The organism is Pseudomonas sp. S1_E05, assembly GCF_056337105.1.
Genome location: NZ_JBFRHM010000001.1, coordinates 1,823,778 through 1,848,993, shown reverse-complemented (window position 1 = coordinate 1,848,993; position 25,216 = coordinate 1,823,778). Strand labels below are relative to the sequence as shown.

Below are 25,216 nucleotides of genomic sequence, written 5' to 3'. Positions count from 1 at the left end.
ACCGATTGTCCGACCAGGATGTTGCACTGAAATGTTCGTCTAGAGTTGCCTTATCTCCACCGAATCCGGTTGAGGTCCCCCACGCACGGACGATCGCCATGCTGATATCTCAGACATTGACAGCCGTTGCTTTAACCCTCGTTGCTTCCCTTGTTTTTGCGCAAACCCCTGTTACCGCAGCTGAGGCCACTCCGGCGCCGGGCGATGTTCCGATGAACATGTTTCTCAGCGTGCCGGCGTATGTGCCGGTGGATTATCAAGGGGGTGTACCGCCCAATACGGTGTACTCGATCGCCTGGCTCGATCTGACCCGGGAACCGCTGGTGGTGACGGCGCCGAACACCGAGGCAAGTGTCTACCTGCTGCCGATGCTCGATATGTGGAGCGATGTTGTGGCTTCGCCTGGCTGGAGCACGGCGGGAACCGAAGCCGATCACTTTCTGGTGACGCCGCCGGGGTGGACCGGAACCGTACCTGTGGGCCTGGTTCATCTGCCGGCGCCCAGCGCTGTGGTCTGGATCATCGGTCACAGCAAAACCGATGGCCCCTCAGATGAAACCTCCGTGCAGAAGATCCAGGCGGGCTACTCCGTGACGCCTTTGTCGCGGTTGGGCAATGCCCCTGAGGTCGTCCCAGTGAGGGTTGAGCCAGCCCCGGCCATCAAGCCGCTGCCGAAGATATGAGTCATTGGAGGAGGTCGTCATGAATCTCAGCAGAACACTGGTCGGTGTGTTGCTCACAGCCGGACTGCTTGGCTGCACCCACTCATCCAGTCAATCGGTGAACCTGGCGCTGCAAGCCACCGGCAGGAATGCCGGGCAGGTCGGTCGCGTGACGTTGACCGACATGGGCGATAAAACCAACTTCAACTTCTACATCACCGGTGTACCCACCGGCACCATCTTGCCGCCGCGGCTCTACAGCTTCATCAACCAGGGCAGTTGCCAGCAACCGGGGCCCGTCGCCTTCGCCATGAACGATCAGGTCAACACGCGAAGCGATGCCGGGACCAAGGGGTGGAGTTTTTATCGCAGTGCGCCGATATCGTTGACCCATTTGCTGGCGAGTGCGCATTCGATCGTGGTACGCAGTGCGCCGTCGGATGGCGACGGCGATATTTTCTGCGGTGACGTAGCGCAGGCGAACCGATGATAACGGCGAGCTTGCGGTTCCAGATGTTCTCCTCATCAAACCCTGATTTTCCAGGAGCATTGCCCATGAAGCTATCCCGTAACCTGTTTGTCGGCGTGACATTGGCGGTTCTTTTGCTCGGCGGTTGCACCTCGAAAGTGACAGAGCGCGCTCAATACTCGGGCTTTCTTCCCAACTACAACAACCTCAGTGAAGTCACCACGACGAGTGGCGAGACAGCCATGCGCTGGGTCAGCCCGTCGTGGAATCCGAATGCATACGACACGGTGGTGTTCAACAGGCTGGAACTCTATCCGGCGCCCAAGCCCAATGAGCGGGTGAACCGGCAGACCCTGGACGAATTGCAGAGCTACATGACCGGAAAGGCCAAAAGCACGCTGGGGCAGAAATACCGGGTGGTGAGCAGCACGGCACCTGCCGGCTCCAAGGCGCTGATCCTGCGTGCCGCGATCACCGGCGTGAGTGCGTCCAACGAAGGCATGAAATGGTACGAAGTCGTCCCTATCGCGGCCGTGGTCGGGGCGACACAGGCGGCTACCGGTTACCGCGATCAAGACACCAACCTGTTCATCGAAGCCGAATTCATCGACGCCAAGACCAACCAGACCGTAGCCAAGGTCGTGCGCAAGGTATTCGGCACCCAGTTGTCGAACGAGAGCGAGAAAATCAGCACCAAGGACTTCAAGGCTGCGATCGATAAATTGAATGCCGATCTGGCGGCGTTTATTCGCTGATCAACGCATGACATGCAGGAGTTTCACTCGCGATGGTCGTTGGCGTAGACGCTGGCGGCCTGATGCCCGGCGGTGGCTCTGACTCCATCGCGAGCGTGCTCGCTCCTGCATCAACGCGGCATCAGGTAGAGCGCAACCTCAGTATCTGCGCGCCATCGAACGGGTCGGTGAGGTAATGTGCCTGCACGCCAAAGGTGTCGAGCAACCGTTGCGGCGTCAGCACCTCAAGCGGTTTGCCGAGCGCCACTAACCGGCCGTGATCAAGCACCGCCAGGCGATCACACGTCAGCGCCTGATTGAGGTCATGCAGTGCAATCAATGTGGTGACAGGCAATGATTGCACCTCGCGAAGAATCGCCAGTTGATGCTGGATATCCAGATGATTGGTTGGCTCATCCAACAACAAGATCTGCGGCCGTTGGGCGAGGGCTCGGGCGATGTGCACGCGTTGGCGCTCGCCACCCGACAGGCTGCGCCAGGTGCGCTTGCTCAGGTGCGCGGCATCCACGTCATGCAACGCCTGGCGGACAATGGCGTCATCTTCGCTCGACCATGGGCTCAACGCTGACAGCCACGGTGTACGCCCCAACGCCACCGCATCAAATACCCGAATGGCCTCGTCGGTATCCGCCTGTTGCTCGACCACTGCCAACTGCTGCGCGATGCTGCGTCGCGACAGCTCGCCCAAGCGCTGGCCACCCAGGCGCACTTCTCCGGTCGCCGGTGGACGCAAACCGGCGAGCAACTTCAGCAGCGTCGATTTGCCCGATCCATTCGGTCCGACAATGCCCAGGGTTTCGCCCAACCGGACCTCAAGATCAATGTCATTGAGCAGTTCGGCGTCCCGCACGCGAAAGCCCAGGCCAGAGCAGCTTAAGACACTCATCGAGCATTCCTCCGACCAATCAGAATCAGCGCAAACACCGGTGCGCCAACCAGTGCGGTAATCACACCGACCGGAATCACCTGACCCTTGATCAAGGTTCGCGATAACACATCCGCTGCAATCAGGAACAACGCACCGCCCAAGGCGCTGGCCGGTAACAGCCGCGAATGCCCGGTGCCCAGCATCAGCCGAGCCGCATGGGGAATCACCAGCCCGACGAAGCCGATGGAGCCGACAATCGACACCATCACCGCCGTCACCAGCGCTGCGCAACCAATGAGCACCAACTGCACGCGCCGTACCGCAATGCCCAATGACGCCGCCGAGTCGACGCCAAAGGTAAACGCATCCAGCGCACGCCGATGCCATAAACACACGACCAGGCCAGCGACGGCCACCGGTACCGCCAGCCACACCGACGGCCAGCGCACACCACTGAGATTGCCCAGCAACCAGAACAGAATGCCGCGCGCCTGCTCGGAACTGGCGGACTTGGTGATCAGGAATGCGGTCATTGCATTGAATAGTTGCGACCCGGCAATGCCCGCCAGGATAATCTGCCCGGTCCCCCCCGACGTACCGCTGACTCGCGCCAGCAACACCACCAGCGCAAAGGCGGTCATGGCGCCGACAAAGGCCCCCGCCGACAACGTCAGCAAACCCGCGCCGACACCCAGCAACGCTACCAGGACGGCACCCGTCGAAGCACCCGCGCTGATGCCCAGCAGATAAGGTTCCGCCAACGGATTGCGCAACAAGGATTGCAAGATGACTCCGCACGTCGCCAGCCCGGCGCCGCAAGCGGCGGCCACCAGCGCGCGGGTCAGGCGGTAGTTCCAGACGATGCCTTCATCGATGGGGTTCAGCGCATAACCCGCGCCCCACAGTTTATTGGCCAGCACCTGGAGCACCACGAGCGGGTCGATGGGCGTTTCACCAATGGCAACACCCGCCAGCACCGCCAGCGACAGCATCCCCAGCGCAAGCAGTGTACGTATCAAGGTTGCAGTCATTTCGGCAGATCGTAACCGTCGATGGCCGTGGCCAGTTGCTCGAGGCCGTCGAACATCCGAGCGCTGGCCTGCAGGGCCATGGCGTCGACGATGATGATGCGGTTGTGCTTCACCGCGTCCATGTTGCGGGTGACCGGATCGCTGCGCAGGAAGGCCAGTTTTTTCTCATGGTCATCCGCCGGGAAGCGGCGACGGTCCATGCGTGCGATCACCAGGAAAGTCGGGTTGGCCTTGGCGATGGTTTCCCAGCCCACGGTTGGCCATTCTTCATTGGAGTCCACCACGTTACGCACGCCCAGGGTGCTGAGCATGAAGTCCGGAATGCCCTTGTGCCCGGCCACAAACGGATCGACGTTCATGTCGGTGCTGGAAAACCACACCAGGGCACTGGCCTGTTTGCCACCTTTTTGCTGGACCTTGGCCACGGAGGCGGCCAGCTTGGCTTTAAGCTCGGTGACCCACTGCTCGCCACGGTCCTGCACGTCGAAAATCTGTGCCAGTTGCTCGATGCTCTTGTAAATGGTGTCAATGCGAAACGGCTCCAGGCGCGTGCCGTCGGCGCCTACCCGATTGTCCTTGCCCTCGCAGTCGGACGGGAGCAGATAGGTCGCGATCTTCAGTTCATGAAACTGTTCACGGGTGCCGACCGCGCCTTGTGGCCCGACCATCCATTCGAACTCCACGGTCACCAGTTCCGGACGCTTGCCGATCACGGCTTCAAAACTCGGCTCGTTGTTCGCCAGGCGTTCGACCTTGTCGTTTTGCGTCTTGTAAGCCGGCAGCACATCGTTGAACCACAGCGAAGTGGCGGCCACCTTGTTGCCCAGGCCCAAGGCATACAGCATCTCGGTGCCAGCCTGTCCAATCGTCACGGCGCGGGTTGGCGCGTGAGCAAAGGTGAGGGGAGTGCCGCAGTTGTCGATGGTCAGCGGGTACTGCGTCGGGGCGGCTTGTGCGAAGGCGCACAGGCCAAGGCTGGTGAACAGCGCAGTAAGGCGGGGCAACAGCATGGGGCAATCTCCATTTGAACCGTACTTGAAACGGGCGCGGTACGGGTCTGGAAACACACCATCGAACGCTGCTGTAAAAGCAGGGCAAGGCCGCTCGGCACGGATGTCCTCCCCGGACACCCCGCCGGTTAGTGATTTGTCTGGCCGGCAGGTCTCCTGACTGATGCGTCGTCGCCACGCTCCAGCCTTCCCGGATCAGGTCCAGTGACTATCGAGGAGCAGGCTCAGCACCTACAGTTGCGGGGGCAGTTTCGATTGACGCCCGTTGCGGCGTTTCGAATTCCCTATTAGTCCCGTTCGGGAACCGGCGGCGTATGGTAGTCGATCAGGCCGCCGAGGGGGAACGTGGTTTTTTTCACCTTGTACGCCGTGAACTTTTAACGGGTCAGCACCCGTCCAAGTTCCAAATACACCGACACAGGGACCGATCATGACCATGACCTTCTTCATCTTCCTCCTGGCCTGCGCGGCGGCCGCCAGCACCGGTGTGCTGTTCAAGCCGGGCGAGTGGTACCACTCGCTGGTCAAGCCAGGCTTCACGCCGCCCAACTGGTTGTTCCCGGTTGCCTGGACGATCATCTACCTGCTGCTCGCCTGGGCCGGCTACCGCTTGAGCCTGATCCCCGGCAGCCAGATCGTGTTGGCACTCTGGGCCGCGCAAATCGCGCTCAACACCTTGTGGACGCCGGTATTCTTCGGCGCGCATCACGTGTTGGCGGGGATGGTGATTCTGGTGGTGTTGTGGCTGGTGGTCGCGGCCATGGTCGTCATGGCCCTGCGCCTGGACCTGATTACCGGTTTGATCCTGTTTCCCTACCTCGCCTGGCTCTGCGTCGCCGCCGCGCTGAACTTCTCCATTCTGCGTAACAACCCTCGATAGTTTGTTACGCGGTGTAAGAACAGAAGTGCCCGGGACGTGATTTATCCGCGTCCCGGGCAAAAATTATCATCGCGTTCCAGTTCGCAGGCGGTGCGCCGCGACAGCTTTCAGGGAACGCACACATGAAAACCATCGGCTTACGCCACGCTCTCCACGCCTTGCTTCTCGCCGCGACGACCACCACCCTCTGCGCTCCCGCGAACGCCGAGGCGCTGGACAACAAGCAATTTTCGTCAATGCGCAGCGAAGATGTGCAATGGCAGGGTTTTCCCGCGTTCCCCGACGGCGCCAAACTGGCGGTGATCGTTGGCAACCCGAGTCAGTCGGGGCCTTATGTGGTCAGGGTCAAAGTACCGAACGGCTTGAAACTGATGCCGCATACCCACCCGGAAGATCGCATCTATACCGTCATTTCCGGCGTGTTCTATATCGGCCAGGGCAGCACCTTCGACGCCGACAAACTTGTGGCCTACGGGCCGGGCAGTGTGGTCGTGCTGCCGGCGAACACGCCGCACTTCCACTGGGCGAAGTCCGGTGAGTATGTGTCGCAGGTGTATGGGATCGGGCCTCTGGGGCTCAAGTACATCAATGACGCGGATGACCCGCGTCACGACAAGTAGCCCATTGGTGTGTCAGCTGAGCAACGAAAACCGCAGACGCGGCAGTTTAAAGGCCGTCACGCTGGATGGGGTGGACTCGCGACGTTGATCGACGATCATCTGGCCGATTTCCAAGCCCAGCTCTGCAGCATCCTCACGGGTCACGAACCTCAGCGCCGGCGTCTCGCGCGCCTCCCGGATTTCCTGGCCGTCGTACCAGACCGAAACGGTCGTGGTGTGATGGCTCTGCAGGCTTTGGGCCTCGCGGGGTTCCACTTTGATGGGGCCAAACGTTTCGACGAGGATTTCGTAGCCCAGGTAAGTCGCTTGTTTGATTACGGCTGAAGGTTGTGCGGTCATTGCTGCTTTCCATAGCTCTACATCGGACAATGGAAGGCAAAATACTCGAAAATTGGCGCAATGCCAAACTGATATCATGACAAAATGATTACAGTCAATAACCGAGGAAATTGCTGGGTTTCAGGGGAGGGCGGGCTGACCGGTATCCGCATGGAGTGAACCGGCCCGTGGTACGCGCGCCACCCTGAGGCTCGCGGAAGGCTTGGCGCTTTGGAAATATCGGGCGCCCGATGGTCAGTACCGGTAACCCACATTAATCATGGCCGCAGCGCCACCCAGGATTACCAGCTCGGCACCGACCGGCCCGTAAAACGTGCCAATCGCCGGAACAAGTACCGGTGCAACGCCGTAGCGATTGAGTGGAATCCGGTCCTTGTATTTGCCTTTGTAGCCATGAACCAGACCGCCACTGAGCTTGGCGTACACCGGATACTCGTCAGCCACCCAACGATGCCCGTAATAACCGTAGTACGAGCGCTGGTCGAAGGAGTTGAGAAACGTCGCGCCTCCCCAAAGCGAGCCGTCTTCACGATTGCGTTCTACGCCGATCAGCTTTTGGCGGTTGTTGTGATCAGGATCGGGTTTCCAGTGTTTGGTGTAGGCGCTTGTCTGGAAGTACCAGAACTCTCCATCCATGGCGAGGGCACATGGGCTGATCAGGAGTGCGCCCAGGGTGAGCAGTAGAGGTTTCATCGATCACCATTTTTTCGGCAGCAGGCGGGAATGCCGAACAAGCGTGCCATCGAAAACGGTGACCATCCGGTCGTTTGGTTTGCCGGACGTTTCGTTCGAAATGATTGGTCACACGCTGTTTTATTTCGAGAACCTTTTTGCACCCGCGACACACACAATGACCGCCAACGTCACTGCAATCATGCCAACGCTCACGTGTTCATGCAGTAGCCCGGCCGCCAGGGCCAGACCGAAAAAAGGTTGCAGTAATTGCAGCTGGCCCACGGCAGCGATGCCACCTTGGGCCAACCCGCGATACCAGAATACAAATCCGATCAACATGCTGAACAGTGACACATAACCCAGGCTGAACCACGCCGAAAGGCTGACACCGGTGAAGGAAGCGGGTGCACGCCACACGCTTAGTAACACCATGGCCGGCAACGCCAGCACCAGGGCCCAGGAAATCACCTGCCAACCACCCAGCGTGCGTGACAGTTTTGCGCCCTCGGCGTAGCCCAGGCCGCAGGCGAGGACGGCCAATAACATGCAGAGGTCGCCGGTGGGGTTGGCGCTCAGGCCTTGGGAAAGGGCGAAGCCGGAAACGAGCATGCTGCCCAATATCGAGAACAGCCAGAACGCCGGGCGTGGCCGTTCGCCTGTGCGAATGACGCCGAAAAGAGCGGTGGCCAGCGGCAGCAGGCCAATGAAGACAATGGAGTGCGCCGAGGTAACGTATTGCAGGGCCAGGGCGGTCAGCAGCGGGAAGCCGACCACCACGCCGAGCGCGACAATCAGCAGCGGTAGAAGTTGATGGCGCGTTGGGCGTTGTTGCTTGAGCAAGGTCAGCAGGCCCAGGGCGAGCAAGCCGGCGATAGTGGCGCGCATGACCGTGAGAAAAACCGGGTCAAACTCCAGCACGGCGACCCGGGTAGCGGGCAGGGAGCCGCTGAAAATGAGCACGCCAATAAAGCCGTTCAGCCATCCACTGGCTGATTTCTCGCGGGGCTGGGTGCTGAGGTGTGTGGCTCTTTCCATGGCGTTCGCTCGGAGGTGATTGGGTGGCAGGTGCCGTGGGTGCATCGTGGGCCGCGCCGCGCAGACAATCAAAAAATTGTCATGGATACACCGGCACGTCGTAGTGATCGTTCCTCGACGCGACCCCCCCTGCGCATACCGATACATCGCCGTGTGCGCCTGGCGGAGGGGCATCTTTGGGACTGCAGCTGAGGTAGAGGCTGGACAGCGCCTGGCCAGAGCGAGTATCAAGACAATCTGCCAATTGTCCTGGATGTCCGCCGATGCCTCGCTTGCGCTACAAGTCACTGGTCGACACCTACGCCGCCGACATTCGTTCGGGACGCCTGCCGCCGGGCACGCGTCTGCCGCCGCATCGCCAGTTGGCCGCCGAACACGGCCTGGCGCTGGTGACCGCCAGCAGGGTGTATGCCGAGCTGGAGGCCATGGGACTGGTCAGTGGCGAGACCGGTCGCGGCACCTTTGTGCGGGAGATGTCACTGCCCATGGGGCAGGGGGTGAGCCAACACGTAGTGGCCGTGGGGATGGCCGATCTCAACTTCAACTATCCGTCGCTGCCGGGACAGGCGGATCTATTGCGCGTGGCGTTGCGCCAGTTGGCATTGTCCGGGGACCTGGAAGCCCATCTGCGTTATCAACCCCATGGCGGTCGCTTGCATGAGCGCGCATCGATCGCCCGGCACCTGGTCTCACGAGGGGTAAGCGTAGAGGCCGAGCAAGTGTTGATCGTCAGCGGCGCCCAGCATGGCCTGGCGGTGACGATGATGGCGCTGCTCAAACCAGGGGATGTGATTGCGGCGGATGCAGTGACCTACACCGGGTTCAAGGTGCTGGCGCAGTCACTGCATCTGGAGATTGTGCCGATACCGGTGACGGACAATGGGCCGGATCTTCAGGCACTTGAGGTGTTGTGCCGCAAGCGCTCGGTGCGGGCGGTGTACACGATGCCGACCCTGCACAACCCTTGCGGTTGGGTGATGGATCTGGCGTGGCGCAATCGGTTGGTGGCGATTGCGCGGCAGAATGATCTCTTGATTATCGAAGACGCGGCCTATGCGTTTCTGGTGGAGGATGCGCCTTCACCGGTCTCACAACTGGCGCCGGAGCGGACGGTGTATGTATCGGGGTTTTCCAAGAATGTTGCCACCGGGTTGCGGGTGGGCTTTGTCGCGGCGCCGTTGGAACAGGTGCCGGCGTTAGAGCGAGCGATACGGGCGACGACCTGGAACACGCCCGGGGTGATGACAGCCATTGCCTGCGGATGGATTGACGATGGCACCGTCGCTCAACTGGAAGCGCAAAAACGTGCGGATGCGCAGGCTCGGCAGGCATTGGCCGCCGAATTATTGAGCGGTTTGCGCTGCATGACGCATCCATCCTCGTACTTTCTGTGGCTGCCGCTGGGCGAGGATGCTCGGGCGGATCAAATTGCGGTGGAGCTGATGCATCAGCAGGTCGCTGTGTCCACGGCCGAGCCGTTTGCCACCTCGGTACACGTGCCCCACGCGATTCGGCTGGCTCTGGGGTCGGTGGACCTGGATTCGTTGCGCGATGCGTTGATCAAGGTCAAGCGGATAGTCGGCGCGTATTGCTGACACAAACAGCCCCTGTAGGAGCGGGCTTGCCCACGATGGCGGTGTATCAGCCAACACAGATGTCGTCTGGTTTATCGCATCGCGGGCAAGCCCCCTCCTACAGGGGGCAATTTTCTTCAATACGCCAACCCTACCGCTCTTTATCTTCAAGCCTCTGGTTCAACTGAAGAGAAGAAGACAACCATGAGTCTGATCATGTCGATGGCCGCATTTGCCCTGGTGGCCTCCATCACGCCCGGCCCGGTGAACATCGTGGCGCTTAGTTCCGGGGCGCAGTTTGGCTTTCGCGCCAGCCAGCGGCATGTGGCCGGGGCGACATTGGGGTTTGTGTTGTTGCTGGTGTTGATGGGTTTGGGTTTGCATGAAGTGCTGGAGCAATGGCCGCAGTTGACGCGGATCGTGCAACTGGCCGGCGTGGGGTTTCTGTTGTTCATGGCCTGGAAACTGGCCGCCGACAGCGGCCAACTCGATGCGAAGGATTCGACGCGGGCGCCGTCGATGGTGTATGGCGCGGTGATGCAATGGCTCAACCCCAAGGCCTGGCTGGCCTGCGTCGCGGGTATGGGCGCGTTTGTCGCCGATGGTGAAGCACGGCTGATCTGGCAATTCGCGGCGGTGTATTTGGTGATCTGCTACCTGTCCGTCGGCTGCTGGGCCTACGCCGGGACTTTCTTGCGTGGCTACCTGAATAATCCCAAAGGCATGCGTCTGTTCAATCGTGCCATGGCAGGGTTGCTGGCCTTGAGCGCGGTATACCTGCTGTTGCCCTAAGCGTCGCGATATTGGCCTGGTGTCGCCGCCAGATGCTGTTTGAACGCCCGCTGAAAATGCGCCTGATCGGCAAACCCGGCTTCCAGCGCCACATCGGCAATCAGCCGGCCGCTGCGCAGGCGCTCGCGGGCGAACTGAATGCGCCGATTGACCAAAAAGGCATGGGGTGTCATGCCGTAATGCTGCTTGAAGGCGCGTATCAGGTAGGACGGCGACAACTGCGCTGCGTCGCAAATGTCCTCGAGCTTGAGCATCCGCGTGCAGTTATCTCGGATGAAGTCCGCCGCACGTTCCAACTTGAAATTTGGCTCGCGCAACGATTGTTCGCCCGGGTTGAGGCGCTGCTGCACCTCGGTGAAAAACTCGACGATCGCGGACTGTTTGCCCAGTACTTCGCACTCGCTGTCGATGAGCGTGGCGTGCAGCGCCTCAAGGCCGTGAAACAGGCCAATGTCCTGCGTGTGGGTGGCCGCAAAACGTCGAAATTCCAGGTCCTGACCAAACCCAAGCTGATGCTGCAAATCGGTCAGCCACGCCGTTTCGACGTAGAGCATCAAATAGGACCAGGGCTGGTCATCGATCGGGTTGCAGGCATGCACATCGCCTGGATTCATCAACACTACGGTACCGGCGCTGACCTCGAACGACGCTTGCTCATGGAGGTAAGTACTGCGGCCGGCCGTGATTGCGCCGATGGAAAAGTGTTCGTGGGAATGCCGGCTGTAGCAAACCTCGCGGCCGTCGGCGATGGAGCGGGCTTCGATGAAGGGCAGGGCGTCGTCGCGCCAGAAGCGTGGGGCCTTGTCGGTATTTTTGGCGGTGGACTTCATCGTTGCTTCCTCGGCATATCCGAAGAGCAGTGTATGCGCTGCGTCATCAGAAAACACAGCGTGGTACTCCGAGGGTCGTTTATGGATGTAATGCGGGTTGTTGTCATTAAGACTTGAATCCGCGTCATGTTGACCAGTTTCCTGTGCGGTCAATTTGACCATTTGCGGATTAAGCTATTGATTTTATTGACGATGCGATTTGGCACGAATGGTGAAATAACCCACGTACAACTGGTCTGAGTCAGGAGTACGAAAAATGTTCGCCTATTTCAACGATCCACATAAAGTCCTCCACCTGTCGAGTGAAGTCCTGATCGCGGGGCTTGCGATGCTGCTGGTTGGCATCTATGGCGCTTACCTCTATACCGGACACCTGTCGATCGTCGTCCAGGTCGCGATGCACGCCATGACCATCGTAGGCCCGACGCTGATCAAGATCGGCTACGTCATGCGCCTGCTGTCGCAACACCGTTTGGGCAAAGGGGTGATCAGCAAAATCACTGCGTAATCCCGGAAGCTGCCTACCCCGTAGGAACGAGCGTGCTGGTGGTAAATTTCTTGAGATCTGCCTACATGGATTGAGCTGCTGCCGACGCGATTGGAAGACGTGCCTGATAGAACACGCAGAAATGGTGAAGCCGTAGAGCTGTTACCTTGGTCGTTCATCCAGTCTCGGACACTAGCCATGTCAAATCCAATGACGTTACCTCAGCTTCAGAGTGTTATTTTTAGCACTTCTAAAAGCACTCTTGGGAACACCCTTATGCCACATATCGTGCTTTCGCATGTTGTAGCGAGCATTTCGGAGCTGAAGAAAAACCCGATGGGCACTGTCGCCGCCGGGCGGGGGCAGCCGGTCGCGATCCTCAACCGCAACGAACCTGCCTTTTACTGCGTCCCGGCCAAAGAATATGAAAACTTGATGAATCGGTTAGACGATCTTGAGTTGGTCGCCTTATGCAAGGAACGAGAGAACGATCCCACCCTCCGGATTTCGATTGATGACCTATGACTTGGCGTTCTCTGAGAAGGCCTGGAAAGAATAAGTGTATAAGGAGGCAAGCGATCGTTCAGTTCGAGACGAAAACTAAATGCCGCCTTTGCTGGCAATCCACGCTTTCGCCAGTTCGATAAAGGCTCGCAGTTTCGGCTGAGTTTGCGTGCGGCTGGGAAAGTACAGGTACAGTGCAGAACTCAGCGGCACGAACGGTTGCAACACGCGCTCGAGTCGGCCGTCCGCCAATTCTGCCGCGATCTCCAGGTCGCAGGCATAGATCAGTCCGCAACCACTGCGTGCTGCCGATACCAATAGTTGTCGATCATTGACGATAATGCCCCCTTCGACACCCACCGTGAAGTCACGCCCCTCCCGGCGGAATTCCCAGCGGTGTGCATTGCCTGACGTCGAGAAGCGAAAACCGATGCATTCATGGTCAGTGAGGGCTTCGGGGCTCTCCGGCCTCCCGACCTTGGCGAAGTACTCCGGGGAACCGACCACCGACCATTGCAGATCAGGGGTCAGGCGCACGGCGATCATGTCTTTTTCGATGGATTCGCCCAGCCTGATCCCGGCATCAAAGCCACCCGACATCAAGTCCACCGTGGCGTCATCCAAAGAGATGTCGAGGGTCACTTGCGGGCAAGCCTCTCGAAACAGCGGAATGAGCGGCTCGATCAGTAACGCCCCTGACAACCTTGGCGCAGTGATGCGAAGCGTGCCCATGGGCTGGTCGCGATAACCGCTGAGCATCGCCATTGCTTCGTCAATTTCACTGGCCGCTGGGCGTAGCCGGGCGAACAGGCTGACGCCGGCCTCGGTCAACGCCACCCGCCGGGTGGTGCGTTGGAACAACAGCACGCCGGTGCGCCGCTCCAGCAGCTTGATCGCGTGGCTGACCGCCGTCGGTGTTACCGCCAGGCGGGTGGCCGCGAGGGTGAAACTCTTGTGTTCAGCCACCGCGAGAAACTCGGTCAAGCCATCGAACGGATCATGGTTCATTGCGGGGCGCCATTATGAAAGAGCGTTTCATAGTGCTTGTAACATAATGGCGTTTTTCCGGGCAATCATCCTGCGTACCTTGTGCCTACCCCAACGCAAACAAGGAAACACGATCATGACCGCTTCCAATACGTTTAACCGCATCTGGCTTATCACAGGCGCTTCCCGTGGCATTGGCGCGAAGATCGCGGCCGCGGCCCTGGCCAATGGTGACGCAGTGGTCGCCACCGCCCGCGGCGCGTCCAGCATCACTCAGCGTTTTGGCCAACAGCCCGGCTTGCTTGCTGCCAGCCTTGATGTGACCAATGAAGCCCAGGGCATCGCCGTGGCCCAGCAGGCCATTGAGCACTTCGGGCGCATCGATGTGCTGGTCAACAATGCCGGCTTCGGTGTGCTCGGAGCAGTGGAAGAAGCCTCCGCCGATGAAGTGCGTCGCGTGTTCGAGACCAACGTCTTCGGTCTGCTTAATATTACCCGCGCCGTCCTGCCGCACATGCGCGCCGCACGCAGCGGCCATGTCATTAACCTGTCGTCGGTGGGAGGCTACCAATCGGGAGCGGGTTTTGGTGTCTACTGCTCGACCAAGTTTGCGGTCGAAGGCCTGACCGAGGCCCTTTACGCTGAATTGGCACCGCTGGGCATCAAGGTGACCGTGGTCGAACCAGGCTATTTCCGTACTGAATTCCTGGAAGGCAACTCGCTGGTGGAATCGCCGTCGACGATTGCCGATTACGACAGCACCGCTGGCGAAGTGCGTCGGATGGCCAAGAGCGTGAGCCTGAACCAGCCGGGAGACCCGGACAAACTGGCCCAGATCATGATCACCCTGGTGCAGGCGCCGAACGCGCCGCTGCGGCTGCCTCTGGGTAGTGACTGCGTGGCGGCCATCGAAGAGAAAAACAGCTTTGTTGCGGGCGAGTTGCAGGCCTGGCGTGAGGTGTCGGTGTCCACTGATTTCTAAGGCCAGACCCAGCCCCCTGTAGGAGCGAGCTTGCTCGCGATGCGATATGACAGACACGGACAAGGTGACTGACACACCGCATCGCGAGCAAGCTCGCTTCTACAGGTCATGAGCCCCTCCAAAAGACCTTCGGTCCGTTACCGGGGAGTCATACCGACTACGTGCCACTCTAAAGAACATACCCACTACTGGAGTATGTAATGCTGATTTCCGGCAAACCGCTTAAACACGGTGCCAGCGCATCACTGTCGTTGTCGCCGCAACAGATCCGCACCACCCTGCGGGACCTGGCCCGCACGGCCGAGCAGCAAGTGATGGGCGTAACCATGGCAAGCATGGACGAGCTGACGTTGCTCTCCAACCGTCACGGTTTCACCGCACTCGCGCAACTCGGTCTGGACGCCTGCCAACACCTCGAAATTCCAGCCACGCTGGTGTGCTTCGATCTGGACAACTTCAAGCACATCAACTATTTGTACGGCCGCGCCGAGGGTGATGATGCGCTGAAGACCTTTGCCGACGTGTTGCGAATCGCCTTTCGTGAAAGTGACGTGATCGGGCGGTTGGGTGATGATGAGTTCGTGGCCCTGTTGACCGGTGCAAGCGCCGTAGACCTGGGCGCGATCAGGGGACGCCTCGAGGAGATCCTCGATGAGCGCAACGCGACGATGCGACGCGGTTATGCCATCAGATTCAGCATGGGCCAGGTGGAATATGACCCCGGGCGACATGGCGCGGTGGAGGCGATGTTGCTTGAGGTCGAGAGTTGTTTATTGACGTAGGGTGAGGCGCTTCCCCGGGTGTCATCTATTTGGCAAACAACTGCCCAATATCCTTGAATGCCTTGAATTCCAGGGCATTGCCGCAAGGGTCGAACAGGAACATGGTCGCCTGTTCTCCAACCAGCCCCTTGAAACGAATCCCCGGTTCGATCACAAACCGAGTTTCACGCGCCTTCAGTCGCTCGGCCAGCGCGTCCCACTCGGCCATTCCCAATACCACGCCAAAATGCGGCACCGGCACGTCGTGCCCATCGACGGCGTTGGTGTGTGCGGCGTCCTGTGAGGCGTTCTTCGGCGCCAGGTGGATTACCAATTGATGGCCGAAAAAGTTGAAGTCGACCCAGTGATCACTGGAACGACCTTCTTCAAGGCCAAACACCTCGCCGTAGAAGGTCCGGGCGGCTTGCAGGTCGTAAACCGGGATAGCCAGGTGGAAAGGGGACAATTGCATGGTCGAGTCTCGCAGGCGATGGGGTCAGTGCGGTTGAGTTTAGCGCTGTGCTTTTTGATTGAAAGACGATAGTTTTTGCGTCGAGCTCAAATTATTTCGATCAATCGGGGGCATTATGCTGCGAGAGCTGAAGACGTTCATCGCGGTGGCGCGCTACGGTACGTTCGCGGCGGCAGGCATGCACATTGGACTGACGCAGTCGGCGGTCAGCGCCCAGATGCGTAACTTGGAGCAGGCGCTGGGCATTCGGCTATTCGACCGCACTGGACGGCAGGCCATTCTCAACGCGGCGGGGCAACGGGCATTGCCGATGGCCAGGGAAATGCTGGACACCTTCAGCCGCATGGCGGTCACCGAAGATGTCAGCGAGTACCGAGGCGAGCTGAAAATCGGCGCGGTCGCCACGGCCCAGACCGGTTTGCTGCCCCAGGCGTTGCTGCGCCTGCGCCAACAGGCACCGCTGCTGGAACCGAAACTCGTCCCTGGCGTTTCGCTCAATTTGCTGAGCCAGGTGGACACTGGCGAAGTGGACCTGGCGATCCTGATCAAGCCGCCATTCGACCTTCCCAAGGAATTGTCGGCCCAGGTCATCCGCCGCGAGCCGTTCGTGCTGATCGTCCCGCTCACACTGGAAGGTGATGATGCCGTGCAATTGCTGACTGAGCATCCGCATGTCCGCTACGACCGCAATTCCTTCGGCGGGCGTTTGGTGACGCGGTTCCTGCGTGAGCAGCAAATTGACGTGCAGGTGGCGCTGGAGCTGGACGAACTGGAGGCCATCGTGAAAATGGTCGAATGCGGGCTGGGAATTTCACTGCTGCCCGAGGCCGGGTTGTGGCTGGAATATGGGGCGAGGGTCAGGGTCATCCGCTTGGGTGAATTGACCTTCTACCGCGACATCGTCCTGCTGCAGCGCTACAGCCAGAGGCAGCAGCCGATTCAGCAGTTGTTTGCCGACTGCTTGATGGCATTGCCCCTGTAGGAGCGAGCATGCTCGCGATGGATTCAAGAGCACCGAGGGGTATCAGACCACCCGCGTCATCGTTGACGACCATCGCGACGGTTCGACGCCTCGACATGCTCGCTCCTACAGGTTGGGGGGGCGTAGAGGCACAAAAAAACCCGCCATCAGGCGGGTTTTTTATCAGGCAAACCGAAGATTACTCTTCGATGCTGCCCATGGCGGTGGTGTTGAAGCCACCGTCCACGTACATGATTTCACCGCTGATGCCGGACGCCAGGTCCGAGCACAGGAAGGCGCCGGCGTTGCCGACCTCTTCGATGGTGACGTTACGACGCAGCGGGGTTTGCGCTTCGTTGGCCGCCAGCATCTTGCGGAAGTTCTTGATGCCGGAAGCGGCGAGGGTACGGATCGGGCCGGCCGATACGCAGTTGACGCGGGTGCCGTCCGGGCCCAGGGAGCCGGCCAGGTAACGTACGCCAGCTTCCAGGGAAGCCTTGGCCATGCCCATGACGTTGTAGTTAGGCATGGTGCGCTCAGCGCCCAGGTACGACAGGGTCAGCAGGCTGCCATTGCGGCCTTTCATCATTTCGCGACCGGCCTTGGCCAGGGCGACGAAGCTGTAGGCGCTGATGTCGTGGGCAATGCGGAAACCTTCACGGGTGGTGGCTTCGGTGAAGTCGCCGTCCAGTTGATCGCCCGGTGCGAAGCCCACGGAGTGCACGATGCAGTCCAGACCGTCCCACTTCTTGCTCAGTGCTTCGAAGACCTTGGCGATCTCTTCGTCGCTGGCCACGTCGCACGGGAAGCACAGCTCAGGGTTCGAGCCCCAGCCTTGAGCGAATTCTTCAACACGACCCTTGAGTTTGTCGTTCTGATAAGTGAAGGCAAGCTCAGCGCCCTCGCGATGCATGGCGGCGGCGATGCCGGATGCGATGGACAGCTTGCTGGCGACACCGACGATCAGTACGCGCTTACCGGCGAGAAAACCCATGTGTTGCTCCTCTTTCAGGTTATTGCGCAGTGGCTGGAGCCAGGAAAGCGGCTTCCAGCAACTGCTGTGTATACGGATGTTGGGGGGCGGCAAAGATACTTTGCGCGTCTCCCTGTTCGACCACTTGGCCATGCTTGACCACCATCAGTTGGTGGCTCAGCGCCTTGACGACAGCCAGGTCATGGCTGATAAACAGATACGTCAGGTTGTACTTGCTCTGCAGTGAACGCAAAAGCTCCACCACTTGACGCTGCACTGTCCGGTCGAGTGCCGAAGTCGGCTCGTCCAGCAGGATCAGCGCCGGTTTCAACACCAGTGCCCGGGCGATGGCGATACGCTGCCGTTGCCCTCCGGAAAATTCGTGGGGGTAGCGGTTCCGGGTGTCCGGGTCCAGGCCTACCTCCTTCAATGCCGCGATTATCGCTTGTTCCTGTTCCGCTTCGGTGCCGATCTTGTGGATCCGCAGGCCTTCGCCGACGATCTGGCTCACGCACATCCGTGGGCTCAGGCTGCCGAACGGGTCCTGAAACACCACCTGCATCTCGCGCCGCAGTGGCCGAACCTGTTGTTGCGTCAAACAGTCTAGCTGCTTGCCTTCAAAACGGATCGCACCCTGGCTGGCGATCAACCGCAAAATCGCCAGGCCCAGCGTGGATTTGCCGGAACCGCTCTCGCCGACAATGCCCAGCGTCTGCCCCTGGGGCAGGCTGAAATTGATTCCGTCCACTGCCTTGATGTGGTCGACGGTCTTTTTCAGCAGGCCTTTCTTGATCGGGAACCACACCTTCAGGTCCTCGACCTGCAGCAAGGGCGGGCCAATTACGTTGGTCGCAGGCTTGCCGCTGGGCTCCGCTGCCAGCAGCTCCCGAGTGTACGGATGCTGCGGCGAACGGAACAACTCTTCGCACGATGCCTGTTCGACGATGCAACCGCGCTGCATGACACATACGCGATGCGCAATTCTTCGCACAAGGTTCAAATCGTGACTGATCAGTAACAATGCCATGCCCAGACGAGCCTGCAATTCCTTGAGCAATTCAAGGATTTTCAGTTGCACGGTGACGTCCAGCGCGGTGGTCGGCTCGTCCGCGATCAACAGCTCTGGTTCGTTGGCCAGGGCCATCGCGATCATTACCCGTTGACGCTGGCCGCCGGACAATTCATGGGGCAGGGCCTTGAGGCGCTTTTCAGGCTCTGGAATGCCGACCATCTCCAGCAGTTCAAGGGTACGTTTGGTGGCGACCTTGCCGACCAGGCCTTTATGGATGCCCAGCACTTCGTTGATCTGCTTTTCAATCGAGTGCAGCGGGTTGAGCGAGGTCATCGGCTCCTGGAAGATCATCGCGATCCGGTTGCCCCGAATGTGACGGATGGTCTTGTCTTTCTGGTCGAGCAGGTTCTTTCCGGCGTATTCGATGGTGCCGGACGGGTGCCGGGCCAGCGGGTAGGGCAACAGGCGCAGGATTGAATGGGCGGTGACTGATTTGCCGGAACCGCTTTCACCCACCAGCGCCAGGGTTTCGCCACGCTTGATATCGAAGCTGATGCCTTCCACGACGCGCTGACAGTGTTCGCCGACGACAAATTCGACGGCGAGGTCGCGCACTTCGATCAGATTGTCCTGATTCATTTCACTTCCTCGGGTCGAAGGCATCGCGAGCGGACTCGCCGATGAACACCAACAGGCTCAACATAAGTGCCAGCACGGCAAACGCACTCATGCCCAGCCACGGCGCCTGAAGGTTGGATTTGCCCTGTGCCACCAGCTCACCCAACGACGGTGCGCCAGGTGGCAGGCCGAAACCCAGGAAGTCCAGCGCCGTCAGGGTGCCGATTGCGCCGGTGAGGATGAAGGGCATGAAGGTCATGGTCGATACCATGGCATTGGGCAGGATATGGCGGAACATGATCGCACCATTCTGCATGCCCAACGCCCGAGCGGCTCGCACGTATTCCAGGTTACGCCCACGCAGGAACTCGGCGCGGACCACGTCCACCAGGCTCATCCACGAAAACAGCAGCATGATGCCCAGCAGCCACCAAAAGTTCGGCTGTACGAAACTGGCCAGGATGATCAGTAGATAAAGGACCGGCAAGCCTGACCATATTTCCAGGAAACGCTGCCCCGCCAGGTCGACCCAACCGCCATAAAAACCCTGCAACGCGCCGGCAATCACGCCGATGATCGAGCTGAGCACGGTGAGGGTCAGGGCGAACAATACGGAGATGCGGAAGCCGTAGATCACCCGTGCCAGCACGTCGCGGCCCTGGTCGTCGGTGCCCAGCAGGTTGTCCGCCGAGGGCGGTGCGGGCGCCGGGACTTTCAGGTCGTAATTGATGCTCTGGTAGCTGTAGGGAATCGGCGCCCACAGTACCCAGGCGTCCTTGGCCTTGAGCAGTTCGCGGATGTACGGGCTCTTGTAGTTGGCCTCCAGCGGGAATTCGCCACCGAAAGTGGTTTCCGGGTAGCGCTTGAGCGCCGGGAAATACCAGTTGTTGTCGTAGTGCACCACCAGCGGTTTGTCGTTGGCGATCAGTTCGGCGCCGAGGCTCAGGCCAAACAGCACCAGGAACAGCCACAGCGACCACCAGCCACGCTTGTTGGCCTTGAACAGTTCGAAACGTCGGCGATTGAGAGGGGACAGGTTCATCTCAATGCTCCCGGCTTTCGAAATCGATACGCGGATCGACGAAGGAATAGGTCAGGTCGCCGATCAGTTTCACCAGCAAGCCCAGCAAGGTGAAGATGAACAGCGTACCGAACACCACCGGGTAATCGCGGTTGATCGCCGCTTCAAAACTCATCAGGCCCAGGCCATCGAGGGAAAAGATCACTTCCACCAGCAGGGAGCCGGTGAAGAAAATCCCGATGAAGGCCGACGGGAAGCCAGCGATCACCAGCAGCATGGCGTTGCGGAACACGTGGCCGTAGAGCACGCGGTTTTTGTTAGGCCCTTGGCCTTGGCGGTGATCACGTACTGCTTGTTGATCTCGTCCAGGAAGCTGTTCTTGGTCAGCAGGGTCATGGTCGCGAAGTTACCGATCACCAGCGCGGTCACGGGCAGCGCCAGGTGCCAGAAGTAGTCGAGGATCTTGCCACCCATGCTCAGCTCGTCGAAGTTGTTCGAGGTCAGGCCGCGTAGTGGGAACCAGTCGAGGTAGCTGCCGCCGGCGAATACCACGATGAGCAGGATGGCGAACAGGAAGGAGGGGATCGCATAGCCGACGATGATCGCCGAGCTGGTCCAGACGTCGAAGTGGCTGCCGTGTCGCGTGGCCTTGGCGATCCCCAGCGGTATCGACACCAGGTACATGATCAGGGTGCTCCACAAGCCGAGGGAGATGGACACCGGCATTTTTTCCTTGATCAGGTCGATGACCTTGGCGTCTCGGAAGAAGCTGTCGCCGAAGTCCAGGCTGGCGTAGTTCTTGATCATGATCCACAGACGTTCCGGCGCCGACTTGTCGAAGCCGTACATGTGCTCGATTTCCTTGACCAGCGCCGGGTCCAGGCCCTGCGCGCCGCGGTACGAGGAACCCGCTACCGAGACTTCGGCACCGCCGCCGGCAATGCGGCTGGTGGCGCCTTCGAAGCCTTCGAGCTTGGCGATCATCTGCTCGACCGGCCCGCCGGGAGCTGCCTGGATGATCACGAAGTTGATCAGCAGGATGCCGAACAGCGTCGGGATGATCAGCAGAAGTCGCCGAAAAATATACGCCAGCATCTATTACTCCGTGCCCGCAGGGTCGGCTTGCAGTTTGGTTTCGACTTCGATGGCCGGTGCAACGTTTGGCTTGATCCACCACGTGGCGATGCCAATGTCGTACTTGGGCGAGGTTTTCGGGTGACCGATGTGGTTCCAGTAGGCCACGCGCCAGGTCTTGATGTGCCAGTTGGGGATCACGTAATAACCCCATTGCAGCACGCGGTCCAGTGCGCGGGCGTGGGCCACCAGGCTTTTACGCGAGTCGGCGTTGATCAACTGCTCCACCAGTTGATCAACCACCGGGTCCTTGAGCCCCATGGAGTTGCGGCTGCCAGGCCGGTCGGCGGCCTCGGTCTTCCAGAACTCGCGTTGTTCGTTCCCCGGTGAATTGGATTGCGGGAAGCTGCCGACAATCATGTCGAAGTCTCGCGAGCGCACGCGATTGACGTATTGAGAGACGTCCACGCGGCGGATCACCAGGTCAATGCCCAGGTCGGCCAGGTTGCGCTTGAAGGGCAGCAGCACCCGTTCGAACTCGGTTTGCGCGAGGAGAAACTCGATGGTCACCGGCTTACCGTTGGCGTCGACCATCTTGTCGTCGACGATGCGCCAGCCGGCTTCCTGCAACAGTTGGTACGCCTTGCGTTGCTGTGTGCGGATCATGCCGCTGCCGTCGGTGACCGGGTTCTCGAAGGCTTCGGTGAACACCTGTTCGGGGATCTTGTCGCGAAACGGTTCCAGGATCGCCAGTTGCTCGGCGTCCGGCAGGCCGGTGGCGGCCATCTCGGAGTTTTCGAAGAAGCTGCGGGTGCGTGCGTAAGCTCCGTTGAACAGCTGCTTGTTGGTCCACTCGAAGTCCATCAGCAATGTCAGCGCGTGGCGCACTCGTACGTCCTGGAACACCGGGCGGCGCATGTTGAAGACAAAACCCTGCATGCCGGTCGGGTTGCCGTTCGGGATCTGTTCCTTGATCAGCCGGCCTTCGGTGACCGCCGGGACGTTGTAGCCGTTGGCCCAGTTTTTTGCCGTCATCTCCAGCCAGTAGTCGAACTGGCCGGCCTTGAGCGCTTCCAGGGCCACGGTGTTGTCGCGGTAGTAATCGGTGAGCATCACGTCGAAATTGTAGAAACCACGGTTGGCCGGCAAGTCCTTGCCCCAGTAATCCTTGACCCGCTCATAGCGCACCGAGCGCCCGGCCTTGACCTGGCTGACCTTGTACGGCCCGCTGCCCAGCGGCATTTCCAGGTTGCCCTTGGTGAAGTCCCGGGTTGCCCACCAGTGCTTGGGCAACACGGGCAACTGGCCAAGAATCAACGGCAGTTCGCGATTGTTGGTGTGCTTGAATTTGAACAGCACGGTCAGCGGGTCTTCGGCTACGGCCTCTTCGACATCGCTGTAGTAGCCGCGATAGAGCGGGGCGCCGTCCTTGATCAGAGTCTGGAAGCTGAACACCACGTCTTCGGCACGTACCGGATGCCCGTCGTGGAAGCGCGCTTCAGGACGCAGGTAGAAACGCACCCAGCTGTTGTCCGGTGCTTTTTCGATCTTGCCGGCGATCAGCCCATATTCGGTGAACGGCTCGTCCAGGCCCTGTTTGGCCAGCGTGTCGTAGACCAGGCCGATATCATCCGCTGGCACCCCTTGCTGATGAACGGGTTGAGACTGTCGAAGCCGCCAAACCCGGCCTGGCGGAAGATGCCGCCCTTGGGCGCGTCGGGATTCACGTAATCGAAATGCTTGAAGTCCGCCGGGTATTTCGGCGGTTCGTTGTACAGCGTGACGGCGTGTTGTGGAGCGGCGCAGGCCAGTCCGGACAACAGCACGCCGCCCGCCTGCAGGAGCAGGGCACGTAAGGGTTTCATCGATCTTTCTCCGAAGACTTCAACCACCACGCGCTCAGGCCCAGGGTGTAGGGCGGCGTAGTGACGAAAGCGAACCGGTTGCGGTACGCCAGGCGGTGATAATTGAGATACCAGTTGGGAATCATGTAGTGCTGCCACAACAGCACCCGATCCAGCGCTTTGCCGGCGGCAACCTGTTCGTCACGGGTCTTGGCCGCGAGCAACTGATCGAGCAGGTGATCGACCACAGGGTTGGCGATGCCTGCATAGTTTTTGCTGCCTTTGATCCCAGCCTGGCTGGAATGGAAGTACTGCCATTGTTCAAGGCCAGGGCTTAACGTCTGGCCCAGGGTCATGAGGATCATGTCGAAATCGAACTGATCGAGGCGCTGTTTGTACTGCGCGCGATCGACCGTACGAAGGCGGGCCTCGATGCCGATGCTGGCGAGGTTCTCGACATAGGGCTGCAGAATGCGTTCCAGGTTCGGGTTGACCAGCAGGATCTCCAGGCGCAGCGGTTGGCCGGTTGCATTCTGTACGCGCTGGCCGTTGAGTTTCCAACCGGCTTCGCCCAGCAGTCCCAGCGCCTTGCGCATGGTCTCGCGAGGAATGCCGCGACCCTGGGTTTGCGCCAGCGTGAAAGGCTCGGTGAACAACCGGTCGGGCAATTGCTCACGATACGGCTTGAGCATCAGCCACTCGTGACCCACCGGCAAGCCGCTGGCGGTGAACTCGCTGTTGGGGTAGTAACTCATGGCGCGCTTGTAGGCGCCGCTGAACAATGTGCGGTTGGTCCACTCGAAATCGAACATCAGCTCCAGTGCTTCGCGCACCCTGGCGTCCGAAAACGTGGCGCGACGGGTGTTCATGAACAGGCCCTGGGTCTGGGTCGGGATCTGATGGGCAATCTGCGCCTTGATCACGTCGCCGCGATTGACCGCCGGGAAGCGGTAGCCGGTGTCCCAGTTTTTCGCCTGGTGCTCGATGTAGATGTCGAATTCGCCGGCCTTGAACGCTTCGAACGCCACGTCGCTGTCGCGGTAGAACTCGACTTCCATGCGGTCGACGTTGTATTTGCCGCTGTTGACCGGCAGGTCTTTGCCCCAGTAATCCTTGACCCGTTCGAAAACAATCTGCCGGCCGGGTGTGACTGAGGTAATGCGATAGGGTCCGCTGCCCAGCGGTGGTTCGAATGTGGTCGCCTTGAAGTCACGACCTTTCCAGTAATGCTGTGGCAGCACCGGCAGTTCGCCGAGGCGCAGAATCAACAGGGGATTACCGGCTCGCTTGAAGACGAAGCGGATCCGGTGTGGGTTGAGCACGTCGACCCGCAACACTTCCTGAAGATTGGTGCGGTATTGCGGGTGGCCTTCCTTGAGCAGCAGTCGGTAGGAAAACGCCACGTCGTAGGCGGTAATTGGCACGCCATCGTGAAAGCGTGCTTCGGGACGCAGGTTGAATACCACCCAGCTGCGGTCCTCGCTGTACTCGACCGACTGCGCGATCAGGCCATAACTGGACGTGGGTTCGTCGCCGGAGGGCGCATACTGGCCAGTGCCGACCATCAGCGGCTCGTTCAGCTCGTTGATGCCGTATTGCAGGAAATTCGGCGTGGCGACCGGGCTTGTGCCCTTGAAAGTATAGGGATTAAGCGTATCGAAAGTGCCAAACGCCATCACCCGCAACGTACCGCCCTTGGGCGCTTGCGGGTTAACCCAGTCGAAGTGGGTGAATCTGGCCGGGTACTTGAGCGTGCCGAACTGCGCATAACCATGGCTTTCGCTGATTGTCGCGCTTGCGGATGAGCTCAAGGCCAGGCTGATCAGTAACAGGAGGAGGGGACGCGTCAAGGGATCCGATCCAGGCGGCTTGGGCTTTTATGGCCAGTACAGTAACAGCTTGTATGGACAGGAAAAAGACGGGGCGTTAATGCGGGGTTAATTGTGGGTTACTGGCGTACGCGCACCCTGTAGGAGCAGC

At 59.9% G+C, this 25,216-nt stretch carries 25 protein-coding genes, 2 pseudogenes and 1 riboswitch; of the genes and pseudogenes, 12 read left to right on the top strand and 15 right to left on the bottom strand.

Features of this window, described 5'->3' with window-relative positions; translation table 11 throughout:
* Window positions 1-212: 212 nt before the first annotated feature.
* The 3 genes from AB4N33_RS08420 to AB4N33_RS08410 all read left to right on the top strand — a co-directional run bounded on the left by AB4N33_RS08420 (window position 213) and on the right by AB4N33_RS08410 (window position 1,886).
* Window positions 213-683, top strand: coding sequence for a DUF1254 domain-containing protein (locus AB4N33_RS08420; protein ID WP_476456978.1), 471 nt, complete (start codon window positions 213-215; stop codon window positions 681-683).
* A 19-nt stretch (window positions 684-702) separates the two neighbouring features.
* Window positions 703-1,152 (top strand): hypothetical protein, encoded by a 450-nt coding sequence (locus tag AB4N33_RS08415; RefSeq protein WP_476456977.1) that lies wholly within the window; start codon window positions 703-705, stop codon window positions 1,150-1,152.
* Window positions 1,153-1,217: 65 nt separating this feature from the next.
* Window positions 1,218-1,886 (top strand): DUF3313 domain-containing protein, encoded by a 669-nt coding sequence (locus AB4N33_RS08410; RefSeq protein WP_476456976.1) that lies wholly within the window; start codon window positions 1,218-1,220, stop codon window positions 1,884-1,886.
* Between the two features lie 121 nt (window positions 1,887-2,007).
* Here AB4N33_RS08410 and AB4N33_RS08405 read toward each other — a convergent pair whose 3' ends face one another.
* The 3 genes from AB4N33_RS08405 to AB4N33_RS08395 are packed head-to-tail and all read right to left on the bottom strand — an operon-like array spanning window position 2,008 to window position 4,795.
* A complete protein-coding gene (locus AB4N33_RS08405) occupies window positions 2,008-2,772 on the bottom strand; it encodes an ABC transporter ATP-binding protein (protein WP_476456975.1) in 765 nt (254 codons plus the stop codon).
* Window positions 2,769-3,773: a FecCD family ABC transporter permease gene (locus AB4N33_RS08400; protein WP_460142140.1), complete on the bottom strand. Its 1,005-nt coding sequence runs from the start codon at window positions 3,771-3,773 to the stop codon at window positions 2,769-2,771. The genes AB4N33_RS08405 and AB4N33_RS08400 overlap by 4 nt, the downstream gene beginning before the upstream one ends.
* Before the next feature lie 8 nt (window positions 3,774-3,781).
* Entirely contained in the window at window positions 3,782-4,795 is a 1,014-nt protein-coding gene (locus AB4N33_RS08395; protein WP_476456974.1) for an ABC transporter substrate-binding protein, read from the bottom strand.
* Window positions 4,796-4,924: 129 nt separating this feature from the next.
* Window positions 4,925-5,119, bottom strand: a riboswitch (cobalamin riboswitch).
* A 112-nt stretch (window positions 5,120-5,231) separates the two neighbouring features.
* On the opposite strand from AB4N33_RS08395, the gene tspO reads away from it, so the two are divergent.
* On the top strand, window positions 5,232-5,675 hold the full coding sequence (gene tspO / locus AB4N33_RS08390) for a tryptophan-rich sensory protein TspO (RefSeq protein WP_476458797.1): 444 nt from the start codon (window positions 5,232-5,234) through the stop codon (window positions 5,673-5,675).
* Between the two features lie 122 nt (window positions 5,676-5,797).
* Window positions 5,798-6,295, top strand: a complete 498-nt coding sequence (locus tag AB4N33_RS08385; RefSeq protein WP_476456973.1) for a cupin domain-containing protein — start codon at window positions 5,798-5,800, stop codon at window positions 6,293-6,295.
* Between the two features lie 12 nt (window positions 6,296-6,307).
* Here AB4N33_RS08385 and AB4N33_RS08380 read toward each other — a convergent pair whose 3' ends face one another.
* The 3 genes from AB4N33_RS08380 to AB4N33_RS08370 all read right to left on the bottom strand — a co-directional run bounded on the left by AB4N33_RS08380 (window position 6,308) and on the right by AB4N33_RS08370 (window position 8,344).
* On the bottom strand, window positions 6,308-6,634 hold the full coding sequence (locus AB4N33_RS08380) for a hypothetical protein (protein WP_460125567.1): 327 nt from the start codon (window positions 6,632-6,634) through the stop codon (window positions 6,308-6,310).
* A gap of 234 nt (window positions 6,635-6,868) precedes the next feature.
* Window positions 6,869-7,327 (bottom strand): sn-glycerol-3-phosphate transporter, encoded by a 459-nt coding sequence (locus AB4N33_RS08375; RefSeq protein WP_476456972.1) that lies wholly within the window; start codon window positions 7,325-7,327, stop codon window positions 6,869-6,871.
* 120 nt (window positions 7,328-7,447) lie between these two features.
* A complete protein-coding gene (locus tag AB4N33_RS08370; RefSeq protein WP_476456971.1) occupies window positions 7,448-8,344 on the bottom strand; it encodes a DMT family transporter in 897 nt (298 codons plus the stop codon).
* Between the two features lie 263 nt (window positions 8,345-8,607).
* Between AB4N33_RS08370 and AB4N33_RS08365 the strand changes: the two genes are divergently transcribed.
* On the top strand, window positions 8,608-9,939 hold the full coding sequence (locus tag AB4N33_RS08365) for an aminotransferase-like domain-containing protein (RefSeq protein ID WP_476456970.1): 1,332 nt from the start codon (window positions 8,608-8,610) through the stop codon (window positions 9,937-9,939).
* 183 nt (window positions 9,940-10,122) lie between these two features.
* Complete coding sequence (locus AB4N33_RS08360) at window positions 10,123-10,710, top strand: LysE family translocator (protein ID WP_460125559.1); 588 nt, start codon at window positions 10,123-10,125, stop codon at window positions 10,708-10,710.
* Here the strand turns inward: AB4N33_RS08360 and AB4N33_RS08355 are convergent.
* Window positions 10,707-11,540, bottom strand: coding sequence for a helix-turn-helix transcriptional regulator (locus AB4N33_RS08355; protein ID WP_460125557.1), 834 nt, complete (start codon window positions 11,538-11,540; stop codon window positions 10,707-10,709). The two genes, AB4N33_RS08360 and AB4N33_RS08355, sit on opposite strands and share 4 nt — an antisense overlap.
* A gap of 256 nt (window positions 11,541-11,796) precedes the next feature.
* Between AB4N33_RS08355 and AB4N33_RS08350 the strand changes: the two genes are divergently transcribed.
* Complete coding sequence (locus AB4N33_RS08350) at window positions 11,797-12,048, top strand: transmembrane sensor/regulator PpyR (RefSeq protein ID WP_476456969.1); 252 nt, start codon at window positions 11,797-11,799, stop codon at window positions 12,046-12,048.
* Between the two features lie 255 nt (window positions 12,049-12,303).
* On the top strand, window positions 12,304-12,552 hold the full coding sequence (locus AB4N33_RS08345; protein WP_460125553.1) for a type II toxin-antitoxin system Phd/YefM family antitoxin: 249 nt from the start codon (window positions 12,304-12,306) through the stop codon (window positions 12,550-12,552).
* Window positions 12,553-12,627: 75 nt separating this feature from the next.
* Here the strand turns inward: AB4N33_RS08345 and AB4N33_RS08340 are convergent, their stop codons facing one another.
* Window positions 12,628-13,539 (bottom strand): LysR family transcriptional regulator, encoded by a 912-nt coding sequence (locus AB4N33_RS08340; RefSeq protein ID WP_476456968.1) that lies wholly within the window; start codon window positions 13,537-13,539, stop codon window positions 12,628-12,630.
* 115 nt (window positions 13,540-13,654) lie between these two features.
* On the opposite strand from AB4N33_RS08340, the gene AB4N33_RS08335 reads away from it, so the two are divergent.
* Both AB4N33_RS08335 and AB4N33_RS08330 read left to right on the top strand, forming a co-directional pair.
* Window positions 13,655-14,500, top strand: coding sequence for an oxidoreductase (locus AB4N33_RS08335; RefSeq protein ID WP_476456967.1), 846 nt, complete (start codon window positions 13,655-13,657; stop codon window positions 14,498-14,500).
* A gap of 200 nt (window positions 14,501-14,700) precedes the next feature.
* Window positions 14,701-15,282 (top strand): GGDEF domain-containing protein, encoded by a 582-nt coding sequence (locus AB4N33_RS08330; RefSeq protein ID WP_476456966.1) that lies wholly within the window; start codon window positions 14,701-14,703, stop codon window positions 15,280-15,282.
* Window positions 15,283-15,307: 25 nt separating this feature from the next.
* Here the strand turns inward: AB4N33_RS08330 and AB4N33_RS08325 are convergent, their stop codons facing one another.
* Window positions 15,308-15,733, bottom strand: coding sequence for a VOC family protein (locus AB4N33_RS08325; RefSeq protein WP_476456965.1), 426 nt, complete (start codon window positions 15,731-15,733; stop codon window positions 15,308-15,310).
* Between the two features lie 115 nt (window positions 15,734-15,848).
* Here AB4N33_RS08325 and AB4N33_RS08320 point away from each other — a divergent pair, with 115 nt between their 5' ends.
* Complete coding sequence (locus tag AB4N33_RS08320) at window positions 15,849-16,715, top strand: LysR family transcriptional regulator (RefSeq protein ID WP_476456964.1); 867 nt, start codon at window positions 15,849-15,851, stop codon at window positions 16,713-16,715.
* Window positions 16,716-16,893: 178 nt separating this feature from the next.
* On the opposite strand, the gene fabI is transcribed toward AB4N33_RS08320, so the two are convergent.
* The 6 genes and pseudogenes from fabI to AB4N33_RS08290 all read right to left on the bottom strand — a co-directional run bounded on the left by fabI (window position 16,894) and on the right by AB4N33_RS08290 (window position 25,068).
* Window positions 16,894-17,688: an enoyl-ACP reductase FabI gene (gene fabI, locus AB4N33_RS08315; protein ID WP_056727657.1), complete on the bottom strand. Its 795-nt coding sequence runs from the start codon at window positions 17,686-17,688 to the stop codon at window positions 16,894-16,896.
* 19 nt (window positions 17,689-17,707) lie between these two features.
* Window positions 17,708-19,318: an ABC transporter ATP-binding protein gene (locus AB4N33_RS08310; RefSeq protein WP_460125541.1), complete on the bottom strand. Its 1,611-nt coding sequence runs from the start codon at window positions 19,316-19,318 to the stop codon at window positions 17,708-17,710.
* A gap of 1 nt (window position 19,319) precedes the next feature.
* Complete coding sequence (locus tag AB4N33_RS08305; protein ID WP_476456963.1) at window positions 19,320-20,339, bottom strand: ABC transporter permease; 1,020 nt, start codon at window positions 20,337-20,339, stop codon at window positions 19,320-19,322.
* A 1-nt stretch (window position 20,340) separates the two neighbouring features.
* Window positions 20,341-21,413 (bottom strand): annotated as a pseudogene (locus tag AB4N33_RS08300) (microcin C ABC transporter permease YejB).
* Window positions 21,414-21,416: 3 nt separating this feature from the next.
* Window positions 21,417-23,257, bottom strand: a pseudogene (locus AB4N33_RS08295) (extracellular solute-binding protein).
* Window positions 23,254-25,068 (bottom strand): extracellular solute-binding protein, encoded by a 1,815-nt coding sequence (locus AB4N33_RS08290; RefSeq protein WP_476458796.1) that lies wholly within the window; start codon window positions 25,066-25,068, stop codon window positions 23,254-23,256. The pseudogene AB4N33_RS08295 and the gene AB4N33_RS08290 overlap by 4 nt, the downstream one beginning before the upstream one ends.
* Window positions 25,069-25,216 lie beyond the last annotated feature (148 nt).